At 68.8% G+C, this 23,351-nt stretch carries 17 protein-coding genes; 11 read left to right on the forward strand and 6 right to left on the reverse strand.

Features of this window, described 5'->3' with window-relative positions:
• Position 1: 1 nt before the first annotated feature.
• A complete protein-coding gene (locus GO488_RS05175; RefSeq protein WP_162316724.1) occupies positions 2 to 958 on the reverse strand; it encodes a PrsW family intramembrane metalloprotease in 957 nt (318 codons plus the stop codon).
• 186 nt (positions 959 to 1,144) lie between these two features.
• On the reverse strand, positions 1,145 to 1,708 hold the full coding sequence (locus tag GO488_RS05180; RefSeq protein ID WP_162316725.1) for a hypothetical protein: 564 nt from the start codon (positions 1,706 to 1,708) through the stop codon (positions 1,145 to 1,147).
• A 147-nt stretch (positions 1,709 to 1,855) separates the two neighbouring features.
• Between GO488_RS05180 and purH the strand changes: the two genes are divergently transcribed.
• The 5 genes from purH to folP all read left to right on the forward strand — a co-directional run bounded on the left by purH (position 1,856) and on the right by folP (position 8,501).
• Positions 1,856 to 3,433 carry a bifunctional phosphoribosylaminoimidazolecarboxamide formyltransferase/IMP cyclohydrolase gene (gene purH, locus GO488_RS05185; protein WP_162316726.1) on the forward strand — a complete coding sequence of 526 codons (1,578 nt, stop codon included), beginning with the start codon at positions 1,856 to 1,858 and terminating at the stop codon, positions 3,431 to 3,433.
• An 88-nt stretch (positions 3,434 to 3,521) separates the two neighbouring features.
• A complete protein-coding gene (locus GO488_RS05190; RefSeq protein ID WP_162316727.1) occupies positions 3,522 to 4,472 on the forward strand; it encodes a formate/nitrite transporter family protein in 951 nt (316 codons plus the stop codon).
• A gap of 86 nt (positions 4,473 to 4,558) precedes the next feature.
• A complete protein-coding gene (locus GO488_RS05195; RefSeq protein ID WP_162316728.1) occupies positions 4,559 to 5,095 on the forward strand; it encodes a hypothetical protein in 537 nt (178 codons plus the stop codon).
• Positions 5,096 to 5,164: 69 nt separating this feature from the next.
• Positions 5,165 to 5,992, forward strand: coding sequence for a flagellar basal body-associated FliL family protein (locus tag GO488_RS05200; protein WP_162316729.1), 828 nt, complete (start codon positions 5,165 to 5,167; stop codon positions 5,990 to 5,992).
• Between the two features lie 40 nt (positions 5,993 to 6,032).
• Positions 6,033 to 8,501, forward strand: a complete 2,469-nt coding sequence (gene folP / locus GO488_RS05205) for a dihydropteroate synthase (protein WP_162316730.1) — start codon at positions 6,033 to 6,035, stop codon at positions 8,499 to 8,501.
• 34 nt (positions 8,502 to 8,535) lie between these two features.
• On the opposite strand, the gene GO488_RS05210 is transcribed toward folP, so the two are convergent.
• Entirely contained in the window at positions 8,536 to 10,407 is a 1,872-nt protein-coding gene (locus GO488_RS05210) for a DEAD/DEAH box helicase (RefSeq protein ID WP_162316731.1), read from the reverse strand.
• Positions 10,408 to 10,558: 151 nt separating this feature from the next.
• Here GO488_RS05210 and GO488_RS05215 point away from each other — a divergent pair, with 151 nt between their 5' ends.
• The gene (locus GO488_RS05215; RefSeq protein ID WP_162316732.1) at positions 10,559 to 12,298 is read left to right on the forward strand and encodes a Na+/H+ antiporter NhaC family protein; all 1,740 of its coding nucleotides are present in this window, start codon (positions 10,559 to 10,561) and stop codon (positions 12,296 to 12,298) included.
• A 7-nt stretch (positions 12,299 to 12,305) separates the two neighbouring features.
• On the opposite strand, the gene GO488_RS05220 is transcribed toward GO488_RS05215, so the two are convergent.
• Positions 12,306 to 13,364, reverse strand: coding sequence for a glycosyltransferase family 4 protein (locus GO488_RS05220; protein ID WP_162316733.1), 1,059 nt, complete (start codon positions 13,362 to 13,364; stop codon positions 12,306 to 12,308).
• A gap of 81 nt (positions 13,365 to 13,445) precedes the next feature.
• On the opposite strand from GO488_RS05220, the gene GO488_RS05225 reads away from it, so the two are divergent.
• Entirely contained in the window at positions 13,446 to 15,245 is a 1,800-nt protein-coding gene (locus GO488_RS05225; protein WP_162316734.1) for a S9 family peptidase, read from the forward strand.
• Between the two features lie 96 nt (positions 15,246 to 15,341).
• The gene (locus GO488_RS05230) at positions 15,342 to 15,827 is read left to right on the forward strand and encodes an NUDIX hydrolase (RefSeq protein ID WP_162316735.1); all 486 of its coding nucleotides are present in this window, start codon (positions 15,342 to 15,344) and stop codon (positions 15,825 to 15,827) included.
• On the opposite strand, the gene GO488_RS05235 is transcribed toward GO488_RS05230, so the two are convergent.
• On the reverse strand, positions 15,824 to 16,882 hold the full coding sequence (locus GO488_RS05235) for an NAD(P)-dependent glycerol-1-phosphate dehydrogenase (RefSeq protein WP_162316736.1): 1,059 nt from the start codon (positions 16,880 to 16,882) through the stop codon (positions 15,824 to 15,826). The two genes, GO488_RS05230 and GO488_RS05235, sit on opposite strands and share 4 nt — an antisense overlap.
• A gap of 159 nt (positions 16,883 to 17,041) precedes the next feature.
• Between GO488_RS05235 and GO488_RS05240 the strand changes: the two genes are divergently transcribed.
• The 3 genes from GO488_RS05240 to GO488_RS05250 all read left to right on the forward strand — a co-directional run bounded on the left by GO488_RS05240 (position 17,042) and on the right by GO488_RS05250 (position 22,257).
• The gene (locus GO488_RS05240; protein ID WP_162316737.1) at positions 17,042 to 19,585 is read left to right on the forward strand and encodes a glycoside hydrolase family 3 protein; all 2,544 of its coding nucleotides are present in this window, start codon (positions 17,042 to 17,044) and stop codon (positions 19,583 to 19,585) included.
• Between the two features lie 152 nt (positions 19,586 to 19,737).
• On the forward strand, positions 19,738 to 20,838 hold the full coding sequence (locus tag GO488_RS05245; RefSeq protein WP_162316738.1) for a TrmB family transcriptional regulator: 1,101 nt from the start codon (positions 19,738 to 19,740) through the stop codon (positions 20,836 to 20,838).
• Positions 20,839 to 21,192: 354 nt separating this feature from the next.
• Complete coding sequence (locus GO488_RS05250; RefSeq protein WP_162316739.1) at positions 21,193 to 22,257, forward strand: DUF7973 family transport facilitator; 1,065 nt, start codon at positions 21,193 to 21,195, stop codon at positions 22,255 to 22,257.
• Between the two features lie 17 nt (positions 22,258 to 22,274).
• Here the strand turns inward: GO488_RS05250 and GO488_RS05255 are convergent, their stop codons facing one another.
• Positions 22,275 to 23,261 carry an NAD-dependent epimerase/dehydratase family protein gene (locus GO488_RS05255; RefSeq protein ID WP_162316740.1) on the reverse strand — a complete coding sequence of 329 codons (987 nt, stop codon included), beginning with the start codon at positions 23,259 to 23,261 and terminating at the stop codon, positions 22,275 to 22,277.
• Positions 23,262 to 23,351: the final 90 nt, after the last annotated feature.

Consider the following 23,351-nt stretch of genomic DNA (forward strand, 5'->3'; position numbering starts at 1 on the left):
GTCAGCCGCTCGTCGCCCGGTGGTAGTGCGACTGATAGCGCTTGAGCTTCCGATACAGCAGATACCCGACGACGAGGTCGAAACTGATGACGAACCCGACGAACAGCAGGAGGTTCCACCCCGGAATCAGCTGCGGCAAGTACGTCACCGACGTGTTGTAGATCGCGTGGATGACCGCCGCGATGAGGATCCCCTTCACCACGATGGGGCCGGCGTTATCGCTGTTGAACTTCGCCAGCCCGAGGTAGTAGCCCGCGAAGGAGGAGTAGAGGACGTGGCCGGGACCGACGAACGCCCGGCTCGTCGCCGTCTGTAGCGCCGCGACGATGGGCTCCCCGGCGTCTTGAGCCGACAGCGCCTGGGTGTATCCCTGTGAGATGTACAGCGCGTTCTCGATGCTGGCGAACCCGAGTCCGGCGACGGCCCCGTAGACGACGCCGTCGACGACGGCGTTGATGGAGCCGAACGCGCCGACCCGCACCGCGAGCCACTTCACCGTCTCCTCGATGGGACCGACGACGAGGAAGAAGTACAGCACCATCCCGACGACGGGGACGAACTGAAACAGCGGGTTGAGCAGCGTGTTCACGAGCGCGGCGATGCTGGCGAAGAGAATCGAGAGGACGAACGTGATGGCGAGCGGTTCGAGCGGCTCCCTGTTCGTCGGGTCGCCGTACCAGAGATAGCCGACGATGGCCAGCGCGGGCACCGCCGACAGCGCCGCCAGAACCCCCAGTTCCGGCTGGCGAATCGCCAGCAGGATCGTCGCCGCCAGTTGCGCGACGAACAGCAACAGGGCGAGCACGATGAGGAGCCACCGTCGGGAGGCGTGTAACAGCCCGTAGAGGCTGACCGATATCCCGTCGAGCGCCGACCGCGGCTCCCAGTCGGCGATGTCGTAGAGATCTGTCGAACCGGACAGTGCTGCGGCGACTGGATCGGACTCGTCGTCTGACACGCCAGAGTTATCTCACGGCAGCCACCTCATAGTTTCGCCGGAATTTCCCACTCTACGCGTCCAGTAGACACCCGAACCTCGGGTTTTCGATATGCCGCTCGCTCCGAACCACGCTGCTCACGAGTCGCTTCGCTTCTCGTTCGCGTCGTCGAGGGGCTGTCGTCGCTTCGCTCCGGCAGCCCCTCGCTACTCGGGCCCTCGCTGGACCCACCCGTAATCCTTCTCTAAGTCCCCGAATCGGCCGTCCGGCGGGTCGTAGCGATAGAGGTCCTGTCCCAGCGCGACCCACGCCAGCCCGTACGGCAGCGCGGCCCACGGCGAGAGGTCCAACCCGAGGAAGGCGACCGTTCCAGCGGCCAGAAGGACGCCGAGCCACGGCGGCTGCATGCGGGTCCGGACGAGGCCGACGCTGACGAGTATCGAGCCGCTGACCAGCGCGAGGACGCCGAGACCGACGACCCACTGCGGGTCGGCGTCGGTGAGAACCCGCAGCGACTGGCCGACGGCGAAGACGGCCCCGCCGAGGACGCCGAGCCACGCGCCGCCGGTCCCCGGCCGCTTCATCCGCTGGCCGTAGAAGCTCTCGACGGCGTAGTGGCCGGCGACGACGCCCAGCGTCGAGCAGACGACCGCGAGCAGTATCGGGTCGCTCTCGCTGCCCGTGAGTCCGAGCGCCACGGCCCAGCCGACCCAGACGGCTCCCCCGACGGCGGCGACGGCCCCGGCGCGCTGACACCGTAGCTTCGACATGGTGAGGACTGGACGGGGAGACTACAAAGGGACACCGACACGCGAACGCCCGCGACGCCCGTCGAGCGCCGCAGTCGCGTCGTTCCCGTCGGAACTCCCGGCGCTCGTTTCGCAACTACTTTGCGCGCCCCGCGCCCCCTCTCGGATATGAAACTCGCCGGCATGGCCAGTAACCGCGGCCGAAACCTGATGAACATCGCCGACCGCGCTCCGGGCGGGGCGGAGTTCGCCGTCGTGCTGACCAACGACGCCGACGCGCCCGTGCTGGAGGCGGCGGCCGAGCGCGGCATCCCGACGGAGGTCGTCGAACGCGACGAGGACGAGGCCCGGGAAGCCCACGAGGAGCGAGTGCTAGAGGCGCTCTCGGAGTACGACTTCGACCTCGTGACCCTCGATGGCTACATGCGCATCCTGAGCGAGACCTTCATCGAGAGGACGCCGACGACGCTGAACGTCCACCCGTCGCTGCTGCCGAACTTCGCCGGAATGGACGCCCACGAGCAGGTGCTCGACGCGGGCGTGAGGGTCACGGGCTGTACGGTCCACGTCGTCGACGAGACGGTCGACGGCGGCCCCATCGTTACGCAGGAACCCATCCCCGTCTTCGAGGGCGACGGCGAGGACGACCTGAAAGAGCGGGTCCTCTACGAGGGCGAGTTCACGGCGTACCCCCGCGTCGTGAAGTGGTTCGCCGAGGACCGCGTCACCGTCGCCGACGACGGGACCGTCGACATCGAGGGGGACGAAGGCGGCGACTTCCCCGCCCGACGCGTCGTCTCCGACGACCGCGCAGCCGACCTGCGCTATGGAGAGAACCCGCATCAGGACGCCGCGCTGTACGCCGATACGACGGTTTCCGAGGCCAGCGTCGTCCACGCCGACCAGCTGAACGAGGGCGCGAAGGCGCTCAGCTACAACAACTACAACGACGCCGACGGCGCGCTGAACCTCATCAAGGAGTTCGAGGAGCCCGCCGCCGCCGTCATCAAGCACACCAACCCCGCCGGCTGTGCGACCGCCGACTCGCTCGCGGACGCCTACGCCGACGCGCTCTCGACGGACCCGATGAGCGCCTTCGGCGGCATCGTCGCGCTGAACCGCGAGTGCGACGCCGCCACCGCGGAACAGATCATCGACTCGTTCAAGGAGGTCGTCGTCGCGCCGGGCTACACCGACGCCGCGCTCGACGTCCTCTTCGAGAAGGAGAACCTCCGCGTCCTCGACGTCGACGGGGACCTCGAAGTGACGGACCCGCTGACCGAGAAGCCCCTCGTCGGCGGCCGGCTCGTTCAGGAGCGAGACACGCAGCACCTCACCGCAGAGGACTTGGAGGTCGTCACGGAGCGCGAACCGACCGACGAGCAGATCGAGTCGATGCTGTTCGCGTGGCACACGCTCAAGCACGTCAAATCGAACGGCATCCTCTTCGCGAAGGGAACCGAGACGGTCGGCATCGGCATGGGGCAGGTCTCCCGCGTCGACGCCGTCCGACTCGCCGCGATGAAGTCCGAGGAGCACGCCGAGGGCAAGGACGCCGACGGCGCGGTGATGGCCTCCGACGCCTTCTTCCCGTTCCCCGACGGCATCGAACGCGCCGCCGAGGCCGGCATCGAGGCAGTCATCCAGCCCGGCGGGTCGAAGAACGACGAGAGCGTCGTCGAGGCCGCGAACGAACACGACATGGCGATGGTCATGACCGGCCAGCGGTCTTTCAGACACGACTGAGCGTCTGAAACGACACGCGCGGTATCGCTTCACGGCGTCCGGTTCCCGTCTCGAAAAACGCTTCAGACGGGCTGTCGAACCGGCGGGCATGTCTCAGGACACCGACCGAGAGCGCGCCGTCCGCGACGCGGTCGACCGCGCGCAGAGCGGGGCACCGGCGGGGGGCCGAACCATCCGCGACCGGTTCTCCGCCGACGAGATCTTCCAGCGAATCATCGTCGCCGCGGACCACGAGATAACGTCGAGCAAGCGCGAACTGCTCGCGAGCGCGCTCGCGGCCGGGTTCGCAATCACGATCACCTTCCTCGTGTACGCCTCGCTGTACGCCTCGACCGGCGGCGACCCGGTGCTGAGCGCGCTGTTGTACCCGCTGGGGTTCGTCTTCATCATCCTCGGGGACTACCAGCTCTACACCGAGAACACGCTCCCGCCCGTCGCGCTCACGCTCGAACGGATCTCCTCGCTCCCCGTGCTGTTTCGCATCTGGGGGCTCGTCCTCCTCGGGAACCTCGTCGGCGGCGCGCTCGGCGCGCTCGCGCTCGCCTCGACCGGCGTGCTCTCGCCCGACGCCGCGGCGGCGGCCGCGGGCTTCGCCGAGAAGGCCATCGAGACGCCGTGGTGGACGCTGTTCGCCAAGGCGGTGTTCGCCGGCCTCATCGTCGCCGGCGTCGTCTGGGTCGACTTCTCGCTGCGGGACAGCGTCTCCCGGCTGCTGCTGGTCTACCTCTCGTTCCTCGCCATCCCGTTCGCGAACCTCTACCACGTCGTCGTCTCGGCGACCGAGATGCTGTTTCTGGTCTACGGCGGCGAACTCAGCCTGATGGTGGGGACGACGCAGTTCGTCCTCCCGGTGCTGCTCGGGAACTCCATCGGCGGCGTCGTCCTCGTCACCGTCGTCAACTACTTCCAGACGACGGAGCGTCGGTTGGAGACGGCGCGCGAGAGCGGCAAGAAGCGACAGCTGACTATCCGAGAGTGGGTGCTCGGTCGCTTCTCCGAGTCCGGCCGCTCGTACGTCCCGGCCGACCGCGACCACTAGCGACGCCGCGCTGCCGACCGCGGCGGCGGGGCGGCCGATCGGTCCCGACGACAACGCCTTTGTCTCGCCTGCGACTAAGGGGGAGTGTGAGCTGGGTCTCCGACAACCGCCACTGGATCTTATTCGCCGGCGTCGTCCTGACGACGCTCGGAGCGGCGGGCGTCGCCGTCGTCGGGCTCGTCGCCACGGTGTCGACGCTCGTAGCCGGCGGCCCGTTGCTCGGGGTCGTGGCCGTCACCGTCCTCGGGACGCTCCTGCTGGCCGGTCTCGACGTCGTCCTCGTCGCCGCCCTCGCCTCGGAGCTGGCCAGTCGCGCCTCGTTCCCGACCAATCGGGGGGCCGCCGACGCCTTCCACCGCGCCGAGCGGTTCGTCCCACCGCTTCGCTCGCTGGGGCTGGGCGACCGGTTCGAACCGTCTCTCGACGAGCGAAAGGCCGCCCTCGACGAGCGCTACGTCGAGGGCGACCTCTCGGAGCGCGAGTACGAGGCGGAACTGCAGACGCTGCTGGCCGAACACGACGAGTCGATCCCGGACGTGAGCCGCGAAACCGCCGTCGAAGCCGCCGACGCCCACGAGACTCACGAGGTCCGGGAGACCCGCGAGGTCGAGCGGGAGACCTGACGGGCAGCGGCCACGTTTCTGCGAGCGCCGCCACACGGATTTAAACCGCTGCCGTCCGTCAGTCCAGCCATGAGCGAATACACCGTGCTTCGGATACGGGTCGGTGCCGGCGTCGCGGCGCGGGTGCTCGGTGCGATTCCGGGTATCACCGTCGTCGACGACCTCGATGCGGCTCTCGAGGACCGGGCGGACGCCGCGGACGACGCGGGGGCCGTCTCGGAGACGCCGCCGGCGTCGCGGCCGGTCGACACGACGACGCGCGAGACGTTCGCGTCGGAGGGCGCGGTCGAGCCCGCCGAGGACGACGAGGAATCCGCGTCCGCCGTGAAGAAGTGGGGACTGCTCGGCGCGGGCGTCACCTTCGTCGTGGTCGGACTGGGGACCGTCGGATTCTGGTTCCTCAAACGGCGGGGCTCCGACGACGACGGCGACGGCCCGGTCGCCGAGACGCCGCCGCCGGCGACCGACACCGGCGTCGCCTCGACCGAGCGGACCGGCGGCCGTCGCGACGCGACCACCAGAGGCAAGAGCGGCGGTGTCGACCGTGGTGGTATGGACGAGACAGACGCTGACGCGGGGACGGAGACGGACGCGGGAGCGTCCGCGTCGTCGACGGACGAGACGTCGGCATCGACCGTCCTCGGCGAGGGGGCCAGTGAGACGGACGACACCAGCGATCGGAGCCACAGTCAAAGTTACATCGGGCCGACGAAGGGCGTCGGCGAGAGCGCGGGCGAGACGGGAGCGCCGGCGAGCGAACCCGAGATATCGGCCGACGAGCAGTCTGTCCGGACGCCCGGTAGCATCAACGTCGCGCCGCTGCTCGGCGTGGCCTTCCTTGCGGTGAGCGGGGCGGTCGTGCGCTGGATGCGGAGCGGGCGCGGCGGCGAGCGGTAGGTCCGACAGGCTAAAGCGCGCGGCTCTGAATACTCGGGACATGGAGTTCCACGAGGCCGCGAACTTCCTCTTCGAGTTGCGCCGGTTCGCGTCGCGGGCCGGCACCGACGCCACGCGGGAGTTGCTCTCGACGCTCGGCGACCCGCACGAGAGCCTCCGCTGTGTCCAGATCGCCGGCTCCAACGGGAAGGGCTCGACCGCGCGGATGGTCGAGCGGAGCCTCCGAGAGGCGGGATACGACGTCGGCCTCTACACCTCGCCGCACCTGGACGACGTGCGCGAACGCGTCCGGGTCAACGGTCGCAAAGTGCCCGAGGCGGCCCTCGTCGAGTTCGTCGAGACGGTGGAACCGTCCGTCACCGAGCGGGGAGCCGAAGGCGAGTCGCCCACTTTCTTCGAGACGCTGACCGCCTTGGCGCTCTGGGAGTTCGACCGACAGGACGTGGATATCGCCGTCCTCGAAGTCGGCATCGGCGGGAAGTACGACGCCACCAGCGTCGTCGACCCGGCGGCCAGCGCCGTGACCTCCGTGACGCTCGAACACACTCACATCCTCGGCGATACGGTCGGGGAGATCGCCCGCGACAAGGCCCACGTCGCGCCCGACGGCGCGCCGCTGGTGACCGGCACGACCGGCGACGCACTCGACGCCGTTCGGGAGGTCGCCGGCGACGTGGTGACCGTCGGCGACGGAACCAGCGGAACCGACCGCGGAGCGGACGGCCCGGCGGACGTGGCCGTCACCTACGGCGGCCGCGACGGGCTGGAAGGCGCAGTTACCATCGAGGGTCCGGACTGGACCGTCGAAACCCACCTCCCGCTCCTGGGCGAGCATCAGGCGCAGAACGCCGGCATCGCGGCGGCGCTGGTCAGACAGGTCGCCGACGTGTCCCGAGAAGAACTGGAACGCGGTCTGCGGAACGCCCACTGGCCGGGCCGATTCGAAGTGATGGGCGAGGACCCGCTCGTGGTGCTCGACGGGGCGCACAACCCCGGCGGCCTCGAACGGACGACGGAGACGCTCGACTCCTTCTCCTACGACGACCTCCACCTCGTCGTCGGCGCGATGGTCGACAAGGACCACGTCGGCATGGCCGCGGCGCTCTCGGACGCCGACCACGCGATCGTCTGCCGGCCGAACGTCGACAGAGCGGAGTCGCCCGCCGTCGTCGCCGAGGCGATGCGCGAGGCGACCGACGCCGACGTGGAGACGCGCAGCGACGTGGCCGGCGCGCTGGAGATGGCTCTCGACGCCGCCGACGACGGCGACGCCGTGCTGGTCACCGGATCGCTGTACGCGGTCCGCGAGGCCCGCAACCGGTGGTCGCGCGCCATCGTCCCCAAGCGCGTCGACTCGCTCGACGAGGCCCGCGAGACCATCGACGACGCGCACGTCACCGAGGCCGGCGCGTGGCGGATGCGCGGGAAGGCCGTCCACCGCGTCCTCCGCACGCGGGTCCAGCCGCGACAGGCGCAGTATCTCAAGGAGGAACTGCTGTCGCTGGGCGGCGAGTGCGCCATCTCCGGGCTGAACGACCAGGACGAGGAGCGGCTGGACGTGGTGACGATGGCGACGATGGCCCAGTACAAGCGACTGACCGAGAAGCTCGCCGGCCAGCCCTACGGCCTCTCGCCGTTCGCCGACGAGCTCCGAGAGGCGCTCGACATCCAGCAACCCGACAGCGGCCGCGGCTACCCGTGGGAGGACGGTCCCTCGGTCATGGGCATCCTCAATATCACCCCGGACTCGTTCCACGACGGCGGCGAGTACGACGCCGTGGAGGACGCCGTCGCCCGCGCCGAGGAGATGATCGCCGACGGCGCGGACGTGATCGACATCGGCGGCGAATCCACGCGACCGGGTGCCGAGCCGGTCCCCGCCGACGAGGAGATCGCCCGAGTCGTCCCCGTCGTCGAGGAGCTGGCCGACCGGGACGTGCTCCTCTCCATCGACACGCGAAAGGCGAGCGTCGCCCGCGCCACGCTCGACGCCGGGGCGGACATTCTCAACGACGTCTCCGGCCTCGAAGACCCCGAGATGCGCCTGGTCGCCGCCGAGTACGACGTCCCGGTGGTGGTGATGCACTCCATCGAGACGCCCGTCGACCCCGACAGCGACGTCCAGTACGACGACGTGGTCACGGACTGCATCGACCAGTTGACCGAGCGCGTGCTGCTGGCGGAGAAGGCCGGGCTCGACCGCGAGCAGATCCTGGTCGACCCCGGCATCGGCTTCGGGAAGTCCCGCGTCGAGGACTTCAAACTGCTGGACCGCCTCGACGAGTTCCGGGCGCTCGGCTGTCCGATCCTGTTCGGCCACTCCCACAAGTCGCTGTTCGGCCTCGTCGGCGAAGAGCCGGGCGACTGCCTGGAGGCGACCGTCGCGGGGACGACGCTCGCGGTCGAACGCGGCGCGGATATAATCCGCGTCCACGACGTCGCCGAGAACGTCGCCGCCGTCGACGTCGCCGAGGCCGCCCGCGACCCCGAGCGGTTCGACGGCAGTTGAATCGGCGTCACGTTCTCGATCGTCGAAGCGGAGCTCAGTCCTCGGCAGCGGGCGCTTCGACGGCTTCGGCCTCCGTCTCGTTCACGCGGATGCCCTTCGAGGCGAGGTGGCGCATCTGCCGGCGGACGAAGTCCTCCTCGGTCGTGCCGCGCGTAGCGAGGATGACCATGCGCGCGTCGCCGGCGGGGCGCATCGTCCGCCCGGCGCGCTGTGCGCCCTGTCGCCGTGAACCGCCGAGTCCGGAGGCGACGACGGCGAGTTCGGCGTCGGGGAGGTCGATGCCCTCGTCGCCGACCCGGGAGACGACCAGGGTATCGCGTTCGCTCCGGCGGAACTCGTCGAACAGTTTCTCCCGGCGGGCGTGGGGCGTCTCGCCGCTGATGAACGGCGCGTCGATGGCCTCGCTGATGGCGTCGCCCTGGTCTAGGTACTCCACGAAGACGAGCGCCTTCGCCGCGGGATGTTGGGCGAGCGTGTAGCGGATCTCCTCGATCTTCCCGGTGTTGTTCGCCGCCGCCTGCCGCCGGTCGTGGCCCGACGTAGAGGCGTACTCCGTGCGCTCGTCGTCCGCGCCCCACGGCACGAGGCGGATCTCGACCTCGGGTTCGGCGACGTACCCCTCGTCGAAGAGCTTCCCCCAGTCCGTCCCGATCGGCGGGCCGACGAGCGTGAATATCTCCTCCTCGTCGTCGCTCTCGCGGGTCGGCGTCGCGGTGAGGCCGAGACGGTGTTTGGTCTGCAAATCGGCGCTCCGGCGGTGGATGGGCGACGGCACGTGGTGGACCTCGTCGTAGACGATGAGACCCCACTTGCGCTGGTCGAAGAGCTTCCGGTGGCGGTCCATCCCGGCGGTGCGGTAGGTGGCGATGGTGACCGGGCGAATCTCCTTCGCGCCGCCGTGGTACTCGCCGATGTCGTCGTCGGTCAGCGAGGTGTGCCGGACCAGTTCGTCGTGCCACTGCGTGGCGAGTTCCCGGGAGGGGACCAGGATCAGCGTCTCGCCGCCGATGGCGGCCATCGTCCCCATCGCCGCCACGGTCTTGCCCGATCCCGGCGGCCCGACGAAGACGCCCGAGCCCTGCTCGGTGAACCGCTCGACCCAGTCGGCCTGATAGTCCCGCAGGCGGAGGAGGAGGTCCATCTCCAGGGCGTCGCCCTCGTCCAGTTCACGGTCGTCCCGGACCGGATAGCCCGCCTCGTACAGCGTCCGCTTGATTTCGGCGGTGGCGTCGCGGTTGACCCACGCTTCGGAGTCGGAGATCGGGGCGCGCAGATATTCGTCGTCGAGTTTCTGCCGGGCGACGTTGCCCATCAAGTCATCGCTCTCGGCTTCTAAGACGACGTACCCCTCCTCGTGGGTATAGAGGCGGAACTTCCGGGCGCGCTCCCACTGGCTCGTCACCCACTCTTCGAGGTGGGGCGAGCGCTCGCCCAGCACGTCGCGCATCGTCGCCAGCAGGTCGTCGAGCGACTCGTGCGGGGCCGCCCAGACGTCCGCTTCGCGCAGCTCGTAGACGTAGCCGCCCGACCGGTTGGAGTCCTGCAGGCGGGCGAACTGCGAGAGCTGCGCCCGCGTGAACTGGTCGGGGTGTTCGACCACGACCTCCCGGCGGTCCGGGAAGAGGACGACGCGCTCGCGGTCGGTCACCTCGGCGACGTCCGTGGGGTACCAGACGGACTCGACCTCGCTCACGTTCTGGCGCTCTATCTCGCCCTCCTCGGAGAGCGCTTCGAGCGCCTCGCGGGCCTCGTCGGGCGTGAGGTCCGTCTTCCGAGATAGCTCGGTCGCCGTCAGGTGCGGGCGGCCGACGGCGTCGATGGCGTCGTAGACGGCGTCGAGTTCGACGGCCGGCCCGTCGCTGTCGGCGCTCTCCGGTTCCGAGTCGGCTGGCTCCTCGTCTGTCACTACCGGCCGGAGGTGACCGAGGGCAAAACGGGTTTCGTCTGGCCGGCTTGCCGTCCGCGACGGGCCGCGGTCACGGCCGCCGACTCGCGCGGGCCGAGCGGCGACGCGGGCGAATACGTACGTTAATGTGTCGCCACTCGGACGACCAGACATGGTCGAAGGAATCGTGGCCGGCCCCTGGTCGGTCGTCCCGGCGCTCGTGGCCATCGCGCTCGCCTGGTACACGCGCGACGCCCTCATCGGGCTGTTCGTCGGCATCGTCGTCACGAGCGTCCTGCTCGGGGCGCTGCACCCGCAGACCGTCGGGGTCCCGCCGGACCTGATCACCGCCGGCGGCGAGGTGGCGACGGTCCAGCCGCAGGCAGAGAACGCGAGTTCGTGGACGACCGGCGTCGGCGGCATCGGACTGGGCGCGCTGTTCGGACTGAAGCTCGTCCCGGAGATCATCGCTACAGCCCCGCTATTCGGCGAGTGGTACGTCAAGAACGTCCTCCTGGCGATCTTCGCCATCGGCGGCATGATCGGTCTGATGATCCGAGCCGGGGCCATCCAGGGCGTCCTCGAAGCGCTCGCCTCGCGCGTCGACTCGGCCGACGACGCCGAGAAGGCGGCCTTCCTGGCCGGCATCGCCGTCCACATCGACGACTACTTCAACTGTCTCGTGGTCGGCTCGATGATGCGCCCGCTGACCGACCGCTTCGACGTCTCGCGGGCGAAGCTGGCCTACTACGTCGACTCGGCGGGGTCGCCGGCGTCCCGTCTCGCCTTCTACTCGACGTGGGGGGCGGCGATGGTCGGCTTCATCGGCAGTGGCCTCGTCGAGGCACAGAAACAGGGGTCGCTCCCGTCGGGAATGTCGAACTTCGTCGACGCCGGCGGCGAGCAGGTGACGGCGGCGACGGGAGCCGTCTGGCCGCTGTTCTTCAACACGCTGTTCACGGGCTTTTACTCCTGGGCCGCGCTCGCGCTCGCGGCGCTCGTCGCGTGGCAGGTCGTCCCGAACCTCTACGAGATGGGCACCGAGGAGTCGCGGGCGCGCGAAACCGGCGAGGTCGTCGGCGAGGACGCCGACCCGATGATCTCCGAGGAGATGGACGAGTACGAGGTCTCGGAGACCGCGACGCCGGACTGGCGGAACTTCGCCTGGCCCATCCTGACGATGGTCGTCGTCGGCCTGAGCGCGATGTTCTGGCGGGCCAGTCCGGTCATTTACGTCGAGGGCAGACAGAGGATGGGAACGACGCTGGTTCAGCTGGGCGGCTGGCGGCTCGTCGCGCCACCGAGCGGCCCGTGGGCGTTCAACATCGGCGGCGTCCAGCTCGGAATCGCTTCCATCGCCGCCCTGATCGTCGCCTTCCTGCTGTACCGCTGGAAGGGCGACATCCCGTCGAACGACGACGCCACCGACGCGATGATGGTCGGTTTCAAGGGCATCTTACTGGCCGCCGTCATCCTCATGTTCGCCAGTTCCATCCAGAACGCGGTGTCGTTACTCGGCATCTCCTCGTTCGTGACGAACGTCTTCGGCGGCGTGCCCGCGTTCGTCGTCCCGGTGGGCGTCTTCCTCGTCACGTCGGCGGTCAGTTTCTCCGACGGCTCCTCGTGGTCGACCTACGGCATCATGTTCCCCATCGCCATCCCGCTGGCGTTCTCGACCGGGGCGAACCTCCCGCTCGTCCTCGGCGCGGTGTTCAGCGGCGGCATCTTCGGCGACCACACCTCGCCCATCAGCGACACGACCGTCCTGGCCTCCTCGACGAGCGGGAGCGACCACATGGTCCACGTCAGGAGTCAGGCTCCCTACGCCCTCATCGCGGCGGGGATCGCCGCCGCGCTGTTCCTCGTGCTCGGGTTCGTCGTCCCCGAGGGGTTCCGTATCATCCCCTACTGACCGGGTCTCAGAACAGCCCGCGCTCCTCGACCAATCGCTCGTAGAGGGCCTCGTACTCGCCTCGCACCGCCTCGTGGTCGAACTGCGAGAGCGATTCGTCGACGGCCCGGCGCTCCATCTCGGCCGACTCGACGATCCTGTCGGCGATCTCCTGCGGCGTGGTGACGCGGAAGGCGCGGTCGCGGTGTTCGACGAGTTCGTGACCGCTCGATTCGGCCTGATACTCGACGATGCCGATACAGCCACAGGCCAGCGCCCACAGCAGGTCCGTGGCGAAGCACTCCCGGAACGCCGTCTGGACGAAGACGTGCGCGCCCTTGTAGATGGAGACGCGTCGCTCGCGGTCGCAGGCCCCGACGAATTCCACGCGGTCGTCGATGCGGAGGTCGGCGGCCTCCCGTTCGTAGGCGTCCCGCTCGGGGCCGTCACCGATGATCGTGGCCGACCAGTCCTTCCGGCGGAGCTCGGCGAGACCGAGAAACAGTGACTCGACGTTCGCGCTCTCGTCCAACGGATGTGCGTACGCCACGTCGACCGCCTCGGCGGGGTCGGTCTCCCGGACGAGGTCCATGTCGATGCTCTCGGGGAGGACGGTCGTCTGGTCGGTCGAAGCACCGGCCTCCCAGAGGCGGGTCTGGACGAGTTCGGAGGGTGCGACGAACTGGTCGGGGACGCGAAGGGACCAGTTCGTCCGGTGAGCGTCGGGCAGGCTCTCGTCGCCGTACCACTCGACGACCAGCGGCGAGCGCGAGAGAGACGCACCGAGGTTCGCCGCGAGGACGACCGACGGGGGGGACGGAATCGCGTGAACGATATCCGGTCGGAACTTCGCCAGCAACGCGGGCAGTCTCGTACAGAACGAGGGTTCGGTCGGCGAGACGGTGACCGCCCGATACGTGACCGCGTCGGGCGTGAAGCGCTTGTCGAACCCCTCCCACCACTGCGAGCAGAACACCGACACCTCGTGGCCGGCGTCGGCGAGTTCGCGCGCGACCCGTTCGATGCGCCGTCGGCCGTCGGTGTCCCGGTAGTGGCTCGTCTCCATGGCGACGACCGCGACACGCATACCGAACCCGTCAACGGGGGTTCTCAAAAATCCACCCGTTCGCCGCAAAGGACTTTGCCCGCTCGCGCCCTCCGGACGGCCGTGTACGACTACGATCTCGAACGGTACCTGAACGTCCGGAGCGCCTACGGCGCGTCCTTCGCCCCCGACGGGACGCTCTCGTTCCTCCACGACGCGACGGGCGTCTCGCAGGTCTGGACGCTCGACGCGGCCGGCCGCTGGCCCGAACAGCGCACCTTCTACGACGAGCCGGTGAGCTTCGTCGACTACTCCCCCGAGCGCCCGGAGCTCGTCTTCGGGATGGACGAGGGCGGCAACGAGCGTGCCCAGCTGTTTCTGCTCGGCGACGACGGCCGAATCGAGAACCTCACGGGGATGCCCGACGCCAAGCACCGCTGGGGCGGGTGGCGGCCCGACGGCGGGGCCTTCGCCTTCGCGTCGAACCGCCGCGACGAGTCGGTCTTCGACGTTTACGTGCAGGGCCGCGAGGAGACGGGCGAGGACGCCGAACTGGTCTACGAGGGCGACGGCTGGTTCAGCGTCGGCGGGTGGTCGCCCGACGGCGAGCGGTTGATTCTGAGCGAGGCCCACTCCAGTTTCGACCAGGACGTCTACGTCCTGGACGTCGAGTCGGGCGACCTGACGCATCTGACACCCCACGAGGGCAGCGTCCGTTACGTCAGCGTCTCGTGGAGTCCCGACGGCGACGCGCTGTATCTGGCCACCGACGAGCGGAGCGACACGCTCTCGCTGGCCCGCCTCTCGCTGTCCGGCGACCTCGAAGTCGTCCGGGCGGACGACGACTGGAACATCGACGGCGTGGCCATCGACCAGGCGAGCGGCCGAGTGGCCTACTCGAAGAACGTCGAGGGGTACAACGAACTCACCGTCGGCGAGTTCGAGGACGCGACCACCATCGCGGAGTTCCCGACGCCGGACCTCCCCGGCGGACTCGCGGGCGGCGTGGCGTGGAGTCCCGACGCCGAGCGCTTCGCCGTCAGTGTCACGGGACGCACCGTCAACACGAACGTCTTCGTCGTCGAGACGGAGAGCGGGGGGAGCGAACGCTGGACCCACGCCTCGACGGCGGGCATCCCGCGGGAGACGTTCGTCGAACCCGACGTGATCCGCTTCGAGTCCTTCGACGGCCGCGAGATCCCCGCGCTGTTCTCCCTGCCGCCGGAGGCCGACGAGGACGGCACGACCCCGGTCATCGTGGACATCCACGGCGGTCCCGAGAGCCAGCGCCGCCCCTCCTTCGCCGGGCTCACGCAGTACTTCCTCTCGCGGGGGTACGCCGTCCTCGAACCGAACGTTCGCGGGTCGACCGGCTACGGGAAGGCGTACACCCACTTAGACGACGTGGAGAAGCGACTGGACTCCGTGAAGGACGTCCGGGCGGGCGTCGAGTGGCTCCACGACCACCCCGCTGTGGACCCCGACCGCATCGTCGCGATGGGCGGCTCCTACGGCGGGTTCATGGTGCTCTCCTCGCTCACGGAGTACCCCGACCTGTGGGCGGCGGGCGTCGACATCGTCGGCATCGCCAACTTCGTCACGTTCCTCGAGAACACGGGCGAGTGGCGGCGCGAGTTGCGCGAGGCGGAGTACGGGTCGCTCGCCGAGGACCGCGAGTTCCTCGAATCGGTCTCGCCGATCAACAACGTCTCCCGGATCAGCGCGCCGCTGTTCGTCCTCCACGGGGCGAACGACCCGCGAGTTCCCGTCGGCGAGGCCGAGCAGATCGCCGAGGAGGTCGCGGACCACGGCGTCCCCGTCGAGAAGTTGATATTCGAGGACGAGGGCCACGGCATCAGCAAGCGCGAGAACCGCATCGAGGCGTACACCCGCGTCGTCGAGTTCCTGAACGACCACGTCTGAAGTCGACCGGGCGCTTCGGGAGACGGGTCGCCGAGCCGTCTCGGTCGGCGAGAAGGGTTAGCCGGATTTATACTGTTGGCCCCGCACCCACGGGGTATGGACGTATCCGACCGCTCGCGGTCGCGGATAAAGGAGTGGTTGGAGCGCATCGAGTCCGAAGTCGGGTCGCCGACGGTCACGCAGACGACGTTCGAAGTGGCCGAAGACGGGTATCGACGTGCGCTCGACCAGGCCGAGGCGGGGAACCTCGACATTCAGGCGGTGGTGCGGGACGACGACGACGCGGTGTTGCTCAGCGAGGACGACGGCGGGTGGGGCGTCCCGCGCGGCCGACCCCGCGACGACGAGGGGCTGACCGAGGCCACGGAGCGAATCGTCCGCGACGCCACCGGCGTCGACTGCGCGGTGACGGACGCGACGAGCGCCACCATCTCGGGCATCCGCAACGCCGACGACGAGACGGCGGCGACGGTGTATCGACTCAGCGTGGTCTTCACCGCGGAACTGACCGAGGCCGAGGCGGCCACGGACGAGGCGGTGCGGTGGGACACCGACCCGGACCCGGTCGCCGAGATCGTCTAGACGACGCCGGTGACCGTCGCCGCCTCGATGGCCGCCTCCTCGCTCATCCCGTCGCCCAGCACCGTGTAGCGGTCGCGTATCTCGTGGGCCGTCGTCAGCGCCTCGACGACCGTCTCGTCGTCGATACCCAACTCGTCGGCCGTCGTCGGCGCGCCGATGGCACCCAGCGCGTCCCGAACGTCGCGCCAGCGTCCCTTCGGGCCGCTGTGGAGGTACTCGGTCATGATAGCGCCGACGCCGACCTGATGGCCGTGCAGCCCCGGGTCGGGCGCGATGCGGTCTAACTGGTGGGAAAAGAGGTGTTCCGCGCCGCTGGCCGGCCGCGAGGAGTCGGCAATGGACATCGCGACGCCGGAGGAGACCAGCGCCTTCACGACGATCCAGGAGGACTCCTCCAGCCCCTTCTTGATCGAACTCGCGCTGTCGACGAGCATCTCGGCGGTCATCTGCGAGAGCGCGCCGGCGTACTCGGAGTAGGGGACGTTCTTCAGGCGGTGGGCGAGCTCCCAGTCCCGGACCGCCGTGTAGTTCGAGATGATGTCCGCACACCCCGCCGTCGTCAGTCGCCACGGGGCCTCCGCGAGGACTTCGGTATCGGCGACGACGGCCAGCGGCGGTTCGGCGGCGACGCTGTGGCGCGTATCGCCCTCCGGGACCGAGCCGCGGCCCGAGACGATGCCGTCGTGGCTGGCCGCCGTCGGGACGGAGACGAACCCGAGTCCCAGATCGTCGGCGGCCATCTTCGTGATGTCGATGGCCTTCCCGCCGCCGACGCCGAGCATGAACCCCGCGTCCACGTCCTCGGCGTGGGCGATGACCCGCTGGACGGCGTCGAAACTGGCCTCGTCGATGACGACTTCGGCCGGGTCGTAGCCCGCGTCCTCGAACTGGTCGACGACGCGCTCGCCGGCGACGGCGTGCGGCGTCGGACTGGAGACGACCAGCGGCCGCCCCGCGAGATGGAGTTCGTCCACCGCGTCGAGCGTCTGGTCGAGTACCCCGTGACCCACCACGACGTTTCGCGGTAAGCGAATCCACGTCGATTTCTCGAACATACCCTCTGTCGTCTCTACGGCGAGAAAATTGTTTGTCCTCGACGGCCGATAGCGGTGTTTCTTTTCCGTCAGAAATTCGCGTACTGAAACGCTTTGACAGTCGTCTCACCATTGTTTACCAGAAACAATTATGTACATCATCGTTTGGGTATGGGTGCGATGGCAGACAATTCCGACACGACTGACGACGGCGTAGCCGAGACGTCCCGGCGGACGTTCATGAAAGCCACCGGCGCGGCGACGGCGACGGCGGCGGTGGGGGCCGGTACCGGCGCGGCGGCGGCACAGACCGACGAGGACATCGAGAACATCATCTCGACGCTGAGCCTCGAACAGAAGGCGGCACAGATGACCCAGGTCGCCATCAGCTCGTTCGAGCCCGACCCAGAGGGCTCGAACGTCCCCGACAACTTCGGCGTGGACACCGTCGGCGAGCTCTTCACCGAGCTCGGCGTCGGATCGGTGCTCTCGGGTGGGGCCGCACCGCCGAGCTTCGACGGCAGCGAGGTCGTCTCGGGCATCAACGACCTCCAGGAGTACAACCTGCGGAACGCCGACCACGACATCCCGTTCCTCTACGGCGTCGACGCGACCCACGGCAACGGCCTGCTGGAGGGCGCGACCGTCTTCCCGCAGCGGCTCAACATGGGGTCGACGCGGAATCCCGACCTGATCGAGAAGGCCGAGGAACACACCAGCGACTCGACGGTCTCGATGGGGGCACACTGGACGTTCGCGCCGACGACGGACCTCCAGCGCGACCCCCGCTGGGGTCGCTTCTTCGAGGGCATCAGCGAGGACCCGAAGCTCGAAGGCGACGTGTCCCGGGCGCGAGCGCGGGGACTGGAGAGCGACGACCGCCTCGCCTCGTGTGTCAAACACTTCGGCGCGTACTCCATCCCGAACAACGGCAACGACCGCGCGCCCGCCTCGACGTCGCTGCGGGACCTCCGGACGAACCTCTTCCCGCCGTACCGCGAGGCGCTGAAAGCGGAACCGGGCACCGTGATGGTCAACAGCGGCGCGGTCAACGGGGTTCCCGCCCACGCCTCCCACTGGCTCCTGACGCGGATGCTCCGGGAGAACTACGGCTTCGAGGGGATGGTCGTCTCGGACTGGGACGACCTCAACCGGATGATCACCAACCACGACTACGCGCCGGACTTCCGGACGGCGACGAAGGAGGCCATCAACGCCGGCGTCGACATGTACATGATCGGCAACGGCGGGAGCGCTCCCGGCCCGGTCCAGTTCATCGACACCGTCGTCAGTCTCGTCCGAGACGGCGAGATCCCCGCGGACCGCATCGACGAGGCGGTGCGCAACATCCTCGAACTCAAGGCCGACCTCGGCCTGTTCGAGGAGCCGACCGTCGACGAGTCCCGCATCGACGGCGTCCTCGGCGGCGCGAAGGAGACCTCCGAGCAGATGGCCAAGGAGTCGATGGTGCTGCTGAAGAACGACGAAGACACCCTCCCGCTCTCGGGCGACGAGAACGTCCTGCTGACCGGGCCGGGCGTCGACAGCGAGGGCAACAACACCCGCGCGCTGATGCAACACGGCGGCTGGACGCTCGGCTGGCAGGGGCCGAGCGGAAGTGGGCCGTTCCCGCGACAGCGCCTGCTGGTGGACGAACTCGAAGACTGCGTCGGGAACCTGACTCACGTCCCCACGTCCTACAACAACACGACGTGGTGGGCCGGACAGGGCGACGCGCCGAACCAGCAGAGCGACGAGAACGGGGAGTTCGACTTCACCGACGCGCAGGAAGAGCAGGTCCGGTCCGCCGCACCGAACGCCGACGCCGTCGTCGTCGTCGTCGGCGAGGGCTGTCACAACGAGGGCTTCGGCGACCGCGACGAACTCGTCCTGGACGAAGCTCAGCAGCGCCTCATCGACGTGGTGAACGAGGAGACGAGCGACTCGACGCCCGTCGTCGGCGTCATGCTCGCGGGCAGTCCGCGCGGGTCCCCCGAGACGTTCGAGAAACTCGACGCCCTGCTGTTCGCCGGCGAACCCGGAAGCGACGGTGGCGCTGCTATCACCGATACGCTCGTAGGCAACTACAACCCGTCGGGTAAACTCGCCTTCAGTTGGCCGACCAACGAGGGCACGCCCGTCGGGACGGTCCCGGTCCCGTACAACCGCTACCCGCCGACGTCGACCGGCGCGACGGACAACACCCCGTTGTACGAGTTCGGTCACGGTCTGAGCTACACCTCCTTCGAGTACGGCGACGTCTCGCTGTCCCAGAAGACCGTCGGCAACCCGGCCAACCAGTCCGAAGTGACCGTCAGCGTCGAGGTGACGAACACCGGCGGAACGGCCGGCGACCACGTCGTCGAAGTGTTCAACACCCAGTCCTACGGCTCGGTCCTCCAGCCGCTCCGCCGGCTGCTCGGCTACGAGCGCGTCTCGCTCGCGGCCGGCGAGACGAAGACGGTCGAGGTGACCGCGGACCTCACCGCGCTGGAGGTCGTCCCCGGCGACATGCTCGGCGTCCAGCCGAAGGTCGTCGAGGCGGGTGACTACGAACTCACCGTCGGCCAGGACGGCCCGACGGCGACGCTCACGGTCAAGAACACTCGAAGCATCACCGACGACGATCCGGTCCCCGGCCGCTACGACATCAACAACGACGGCGAGCGGGGGATGGACGACGTGAAAGCGCTGATGCAGGGCATCCGCGGCTACGACGACTGAGCGCGGCTCGCGTCGAGGGCGCTCTACACGGGTCCTCGCGGTAGTCCGTAGCAACACCCCACTCCGCTTCTGACGAAGGACTATACCGCCGTGGCGAGTACGTGCCAGCGACCGGACCCGCCCGCCGCGGCGCGCGGCGACCATCTCAACCCATGTCGGACCAACCTCCAGCAGAGACGGAAACGATACGCGCGAAACTCCAGCAGTACGGCTTCTCCGAGACCGCGGCCGAGACGTACCTCGCGGTCGTCGAGCGCGGCTCGGCGACGGCGAGCACCGTCGCGGAGGCCGCCGGCGTCTCGACCAGTTACGTCTACGACGTCTGCGACGACCTCGCGGCCGACGGTTTCGTCGCCGTCGACGACCACCGGACGCCCACGGAGATCCGAGCGGTGCCGCCCGCCGAGGCGTTCGGAGCGCTCCGGACCGACCTCGACGCCCTCGAATCGGCCGTCACCGCCCGATACGAGCGCCCGGCCGACGACGAGGAGACGTTCGAAGTCGTCAAATCGCGGGCGACCATCGGGAAGCGACTGGTGGATCACATCGACGCCGCCGAGTCCGAGGTGATCCTCCAGTTGCCCGCCCGCCGGTTACCCGTCGTCGCCGACGCGCTCAGGCGGGCCCGCGAGCGCGGCGTCCTGGTGTTGCTGACGCTCGGGGCCGACGAGGGCGACGGGTCGAAGTCGGACCCCGAGGTCGTCTCGGAGACGGGCGGTCGCCTCGACGGGCTCGCGAACGTCGTCAGGTCCGGGCTGGCCGGCGCGCCGTCGCTGTTGGCGACCGACCAGGAGCGGGGGTTCGTCTCGCCGGCGACCATGCTGAGCTGGGACCACGACCAGACCCGCGCCATCACGTTCAGACAGGACGCCGTCGCCTCAGTACTGGTCGGGTCGTATCTGGGAAACTACTGGCCGATGGGCGAGGAACTGCTCGTTACCCGCCCGCCTTCGTTGCCAGCGACCTACGAGATGTTCCGTCACACCGTCTTCGCGGCGGAACTCCGGATGCGAACTGGGACCGACGTCAGCGTCGACCTCTACGCCCGGCGGGTCGGGACCGACGACCCCTTCGAAACCGTCACCGGGACCGTCGTCGACGCCCGACAGAACCTCGTCGAACCCGGGAACAGCGACTTCGGCTTCGAGAACTCGCTGATAGTCGACACCGGGACCGAACGCATCAGCGTCGGCGGCTACGGCGCGTTCCTCGAGGACTACGAGTGCAAACGGGCGACCCTCCGTTCGGCGTAACCACCGATTACCCGGCTACCTCGGGTCTGCCGCCGTGGAGTCAGTCGTGTGAACGCCGCCCGCGTCCGGCCGGTAATGGGGTCGAAACTATATGTCAAATAGAGTTATCTTTCTGTCGAGGCGGGAACTATAGTAACCCTCGAAACGAGTCACAGACGGGGCGCGGCTATAGTGCGCTCGTGTGTATCGGCTTCCGAGGGTCGCTGTAGATAGCCAGCACCGCCGACACGGAGGACACACAATGGATGTGACACACGTCGAACCGAGCGGTCAGGGACGGAAACGGAAGTCAGGAGACGCTGTCGTCGGTGCGAGGACGCGGCCGGCCCGAGTCGAACAGGGAGGAAATCACGGATGGTAATCACGGCGTTACAGCTACCGGTCATCGGTCTGGAACTGTCGGCGTTCGTCGTCCTCGTCATCGCCGCCTTCGCCGGGGGCGCGTTCGGGGCCGCGCTCGGCGCGCTCCCGGCGTTCTGTTTCACGGGATTCCTCGTCGTCGTCGGCGAGGGCGCGGCCTACGCCGGTGCCGAGTTAGCGGGTAGCATCACCGGCGCGGTCGCCTTCGGCCCGGTGTTCGGCCCGCACGTCTCCTTCGCCGGGGGCGCGGCGGCCGCCGCCTACGCCGCCAAACACGACGAGATGGGAGCCGCCTTCGACTTCCACAACGCGAAGGCGATCACGTTCGCTCTCGGCACGAAACCGAGCCACCTCGCCGTCGGCGGCGCGTTCGGCATCGTCGGAATGTTGATCAGGCAGATATCCGGCGGCCTGTTGCTCCCCTGGGACCCGATCGCGATGGGCGTCACGCTCAGCGCGTTGCTCCACCGGCTCGTCTTCGGGTACTCCATCATCGGCGTCGTCGCCGGCGACGGCATCTTCGACATGACGCCGTTCGAACGCGGCGAGACACGGTCCGAAGGCGAGGTGTCGGGCGACGCCGACAAACCCGGCGAGGAGCGCTTAGCCGTCGAGCCGTGGCTCCCCCACCAGTACAAGTGGCCGGGCGTCGCGCTCATCGGCTTCGTCACCGGCGTCCTCGGCGGGTACATCTGGCTCGAAACGGGGAGTTACTTCCTCGGCTTCGGCATCTCGGCGGCGTCGCTCACCTTCCTCAACCTCGGCGTGGAGAAGATCCCGGTGACACACCACATGACCCTGCCCGCCTCGACGGCGGGGGCGGCCGTCGTCGCCAGCGACCCCGGCGGAAGCGCTTTGCTGGTCGTCATCGTCGCGGCGATCTTCGGCGTCTACGGCGCGTTACTCGGCGAGACGTGGCAGCGGATCTTCTACGCCCACGCCGACACGCACTGGGACCCGCCGGCGGCGGCCATCACGCTGGCGACGTTCACCATCGCGATTCTCTACATCCTCGGCGTCTTCCCCGGGTCGGCGTGGGTGCCGGCGCTCGGTCTCTAACTCCCGCACCTCTCCGCTCACTCCGTCAGGTCGTCGAGCAGTTCCTCCTCCACGTCGCGGTCCGGCCCGAACTGCCGTCCGGTCCGGTCGTTCTCCCGGTGTTCCTCGACCGTCCGCTGGAGCGCGACCCGGTGCGGCGTCGAGGACCAGCCGAGCGCTCGGAGCTTCGCCGTCTCCAACAGATGGGGCGACGCCCGATGAATCGGAAAGTCCTGCGGCGTCAGACCGTGCCGCGCGAGGTCGCGTTCGGTCGCGCCGACCGTCTCGACGCCCGTCTGCAGCGTCTCGGCCAGTAACTCCACCCACTGACCGAGCATCGGCGCGTGTTCGTCGCCGACGTTGTACGCCTCGCCGGCCTCCCCCTCCTCGGCGACGATTCGGAGCGCGCTCGCCACGTCCTCGACGTAAGCCATCTGCCAGAGGCTCATCCCGTCGCTCGGCACGGCGATGCGGTCCTGGACGGCCACCCGATCGACCCAGTAGGCGAACCGCTCGGTGTAGTCGTGGGGGCCGTAGACGACGGTCGGCCGGACGCTCATCGCTCGCACGCCGTCCTCCGCGGCGGCGAACACCTCGCGGTCGCCCTCGGCCTTGCGGGGGCCGTACGTCGCGCCGCTGTCGGTCGTCGCCTCCTCCTCGCTACACGGTTCGAGCGCCGTGTCGTCCTCGCGTTTCGGCACCCGCTCCTCACCGTAGGCCGCGCCGCTGGAGACGTAGACGTACGCGTCGACGTCGGCGAAGACGTCGGTAGCGACCCGGACGTCCTCGGGGAAGTACGCCACGCAGTCGACGACCGCGTCGGGGTCGACCTCGTCGCGGGCGGCCGCGAGGTCCTCGCGGTCGCGGCGGTTCCCCTGGACGTGGGTCACGCCCTCGTCGTCCGCGAAGGGGTTGTCGTGATTCCCCCGGTTGAAAATCGCCACGTCGTAGCCTGCGTCACGGAACTCGGAGACGGTGTAGCGGCCGATGAACCGCGTACCGCCGACGATGAGAACCTGGTCCATACCCGCCCAACGGAGGGCGGCGTCAAAACGAGTGGGGTGGCGGGCAGGCGGGTGTGGTCACGCCGGTCGTCGCGCGGTATGTTCGGAAGG

The sequence above is a fragment of the Haloarcula limicola genome (assembly GCF_010119205.1).
Taxonomy (GTDB): domain Archaea; phylum Halobacteriota; class Halobacteria; order Halobacteriales; family Haloarculaceae; genus Haloarcula; species Haloarcula limicola.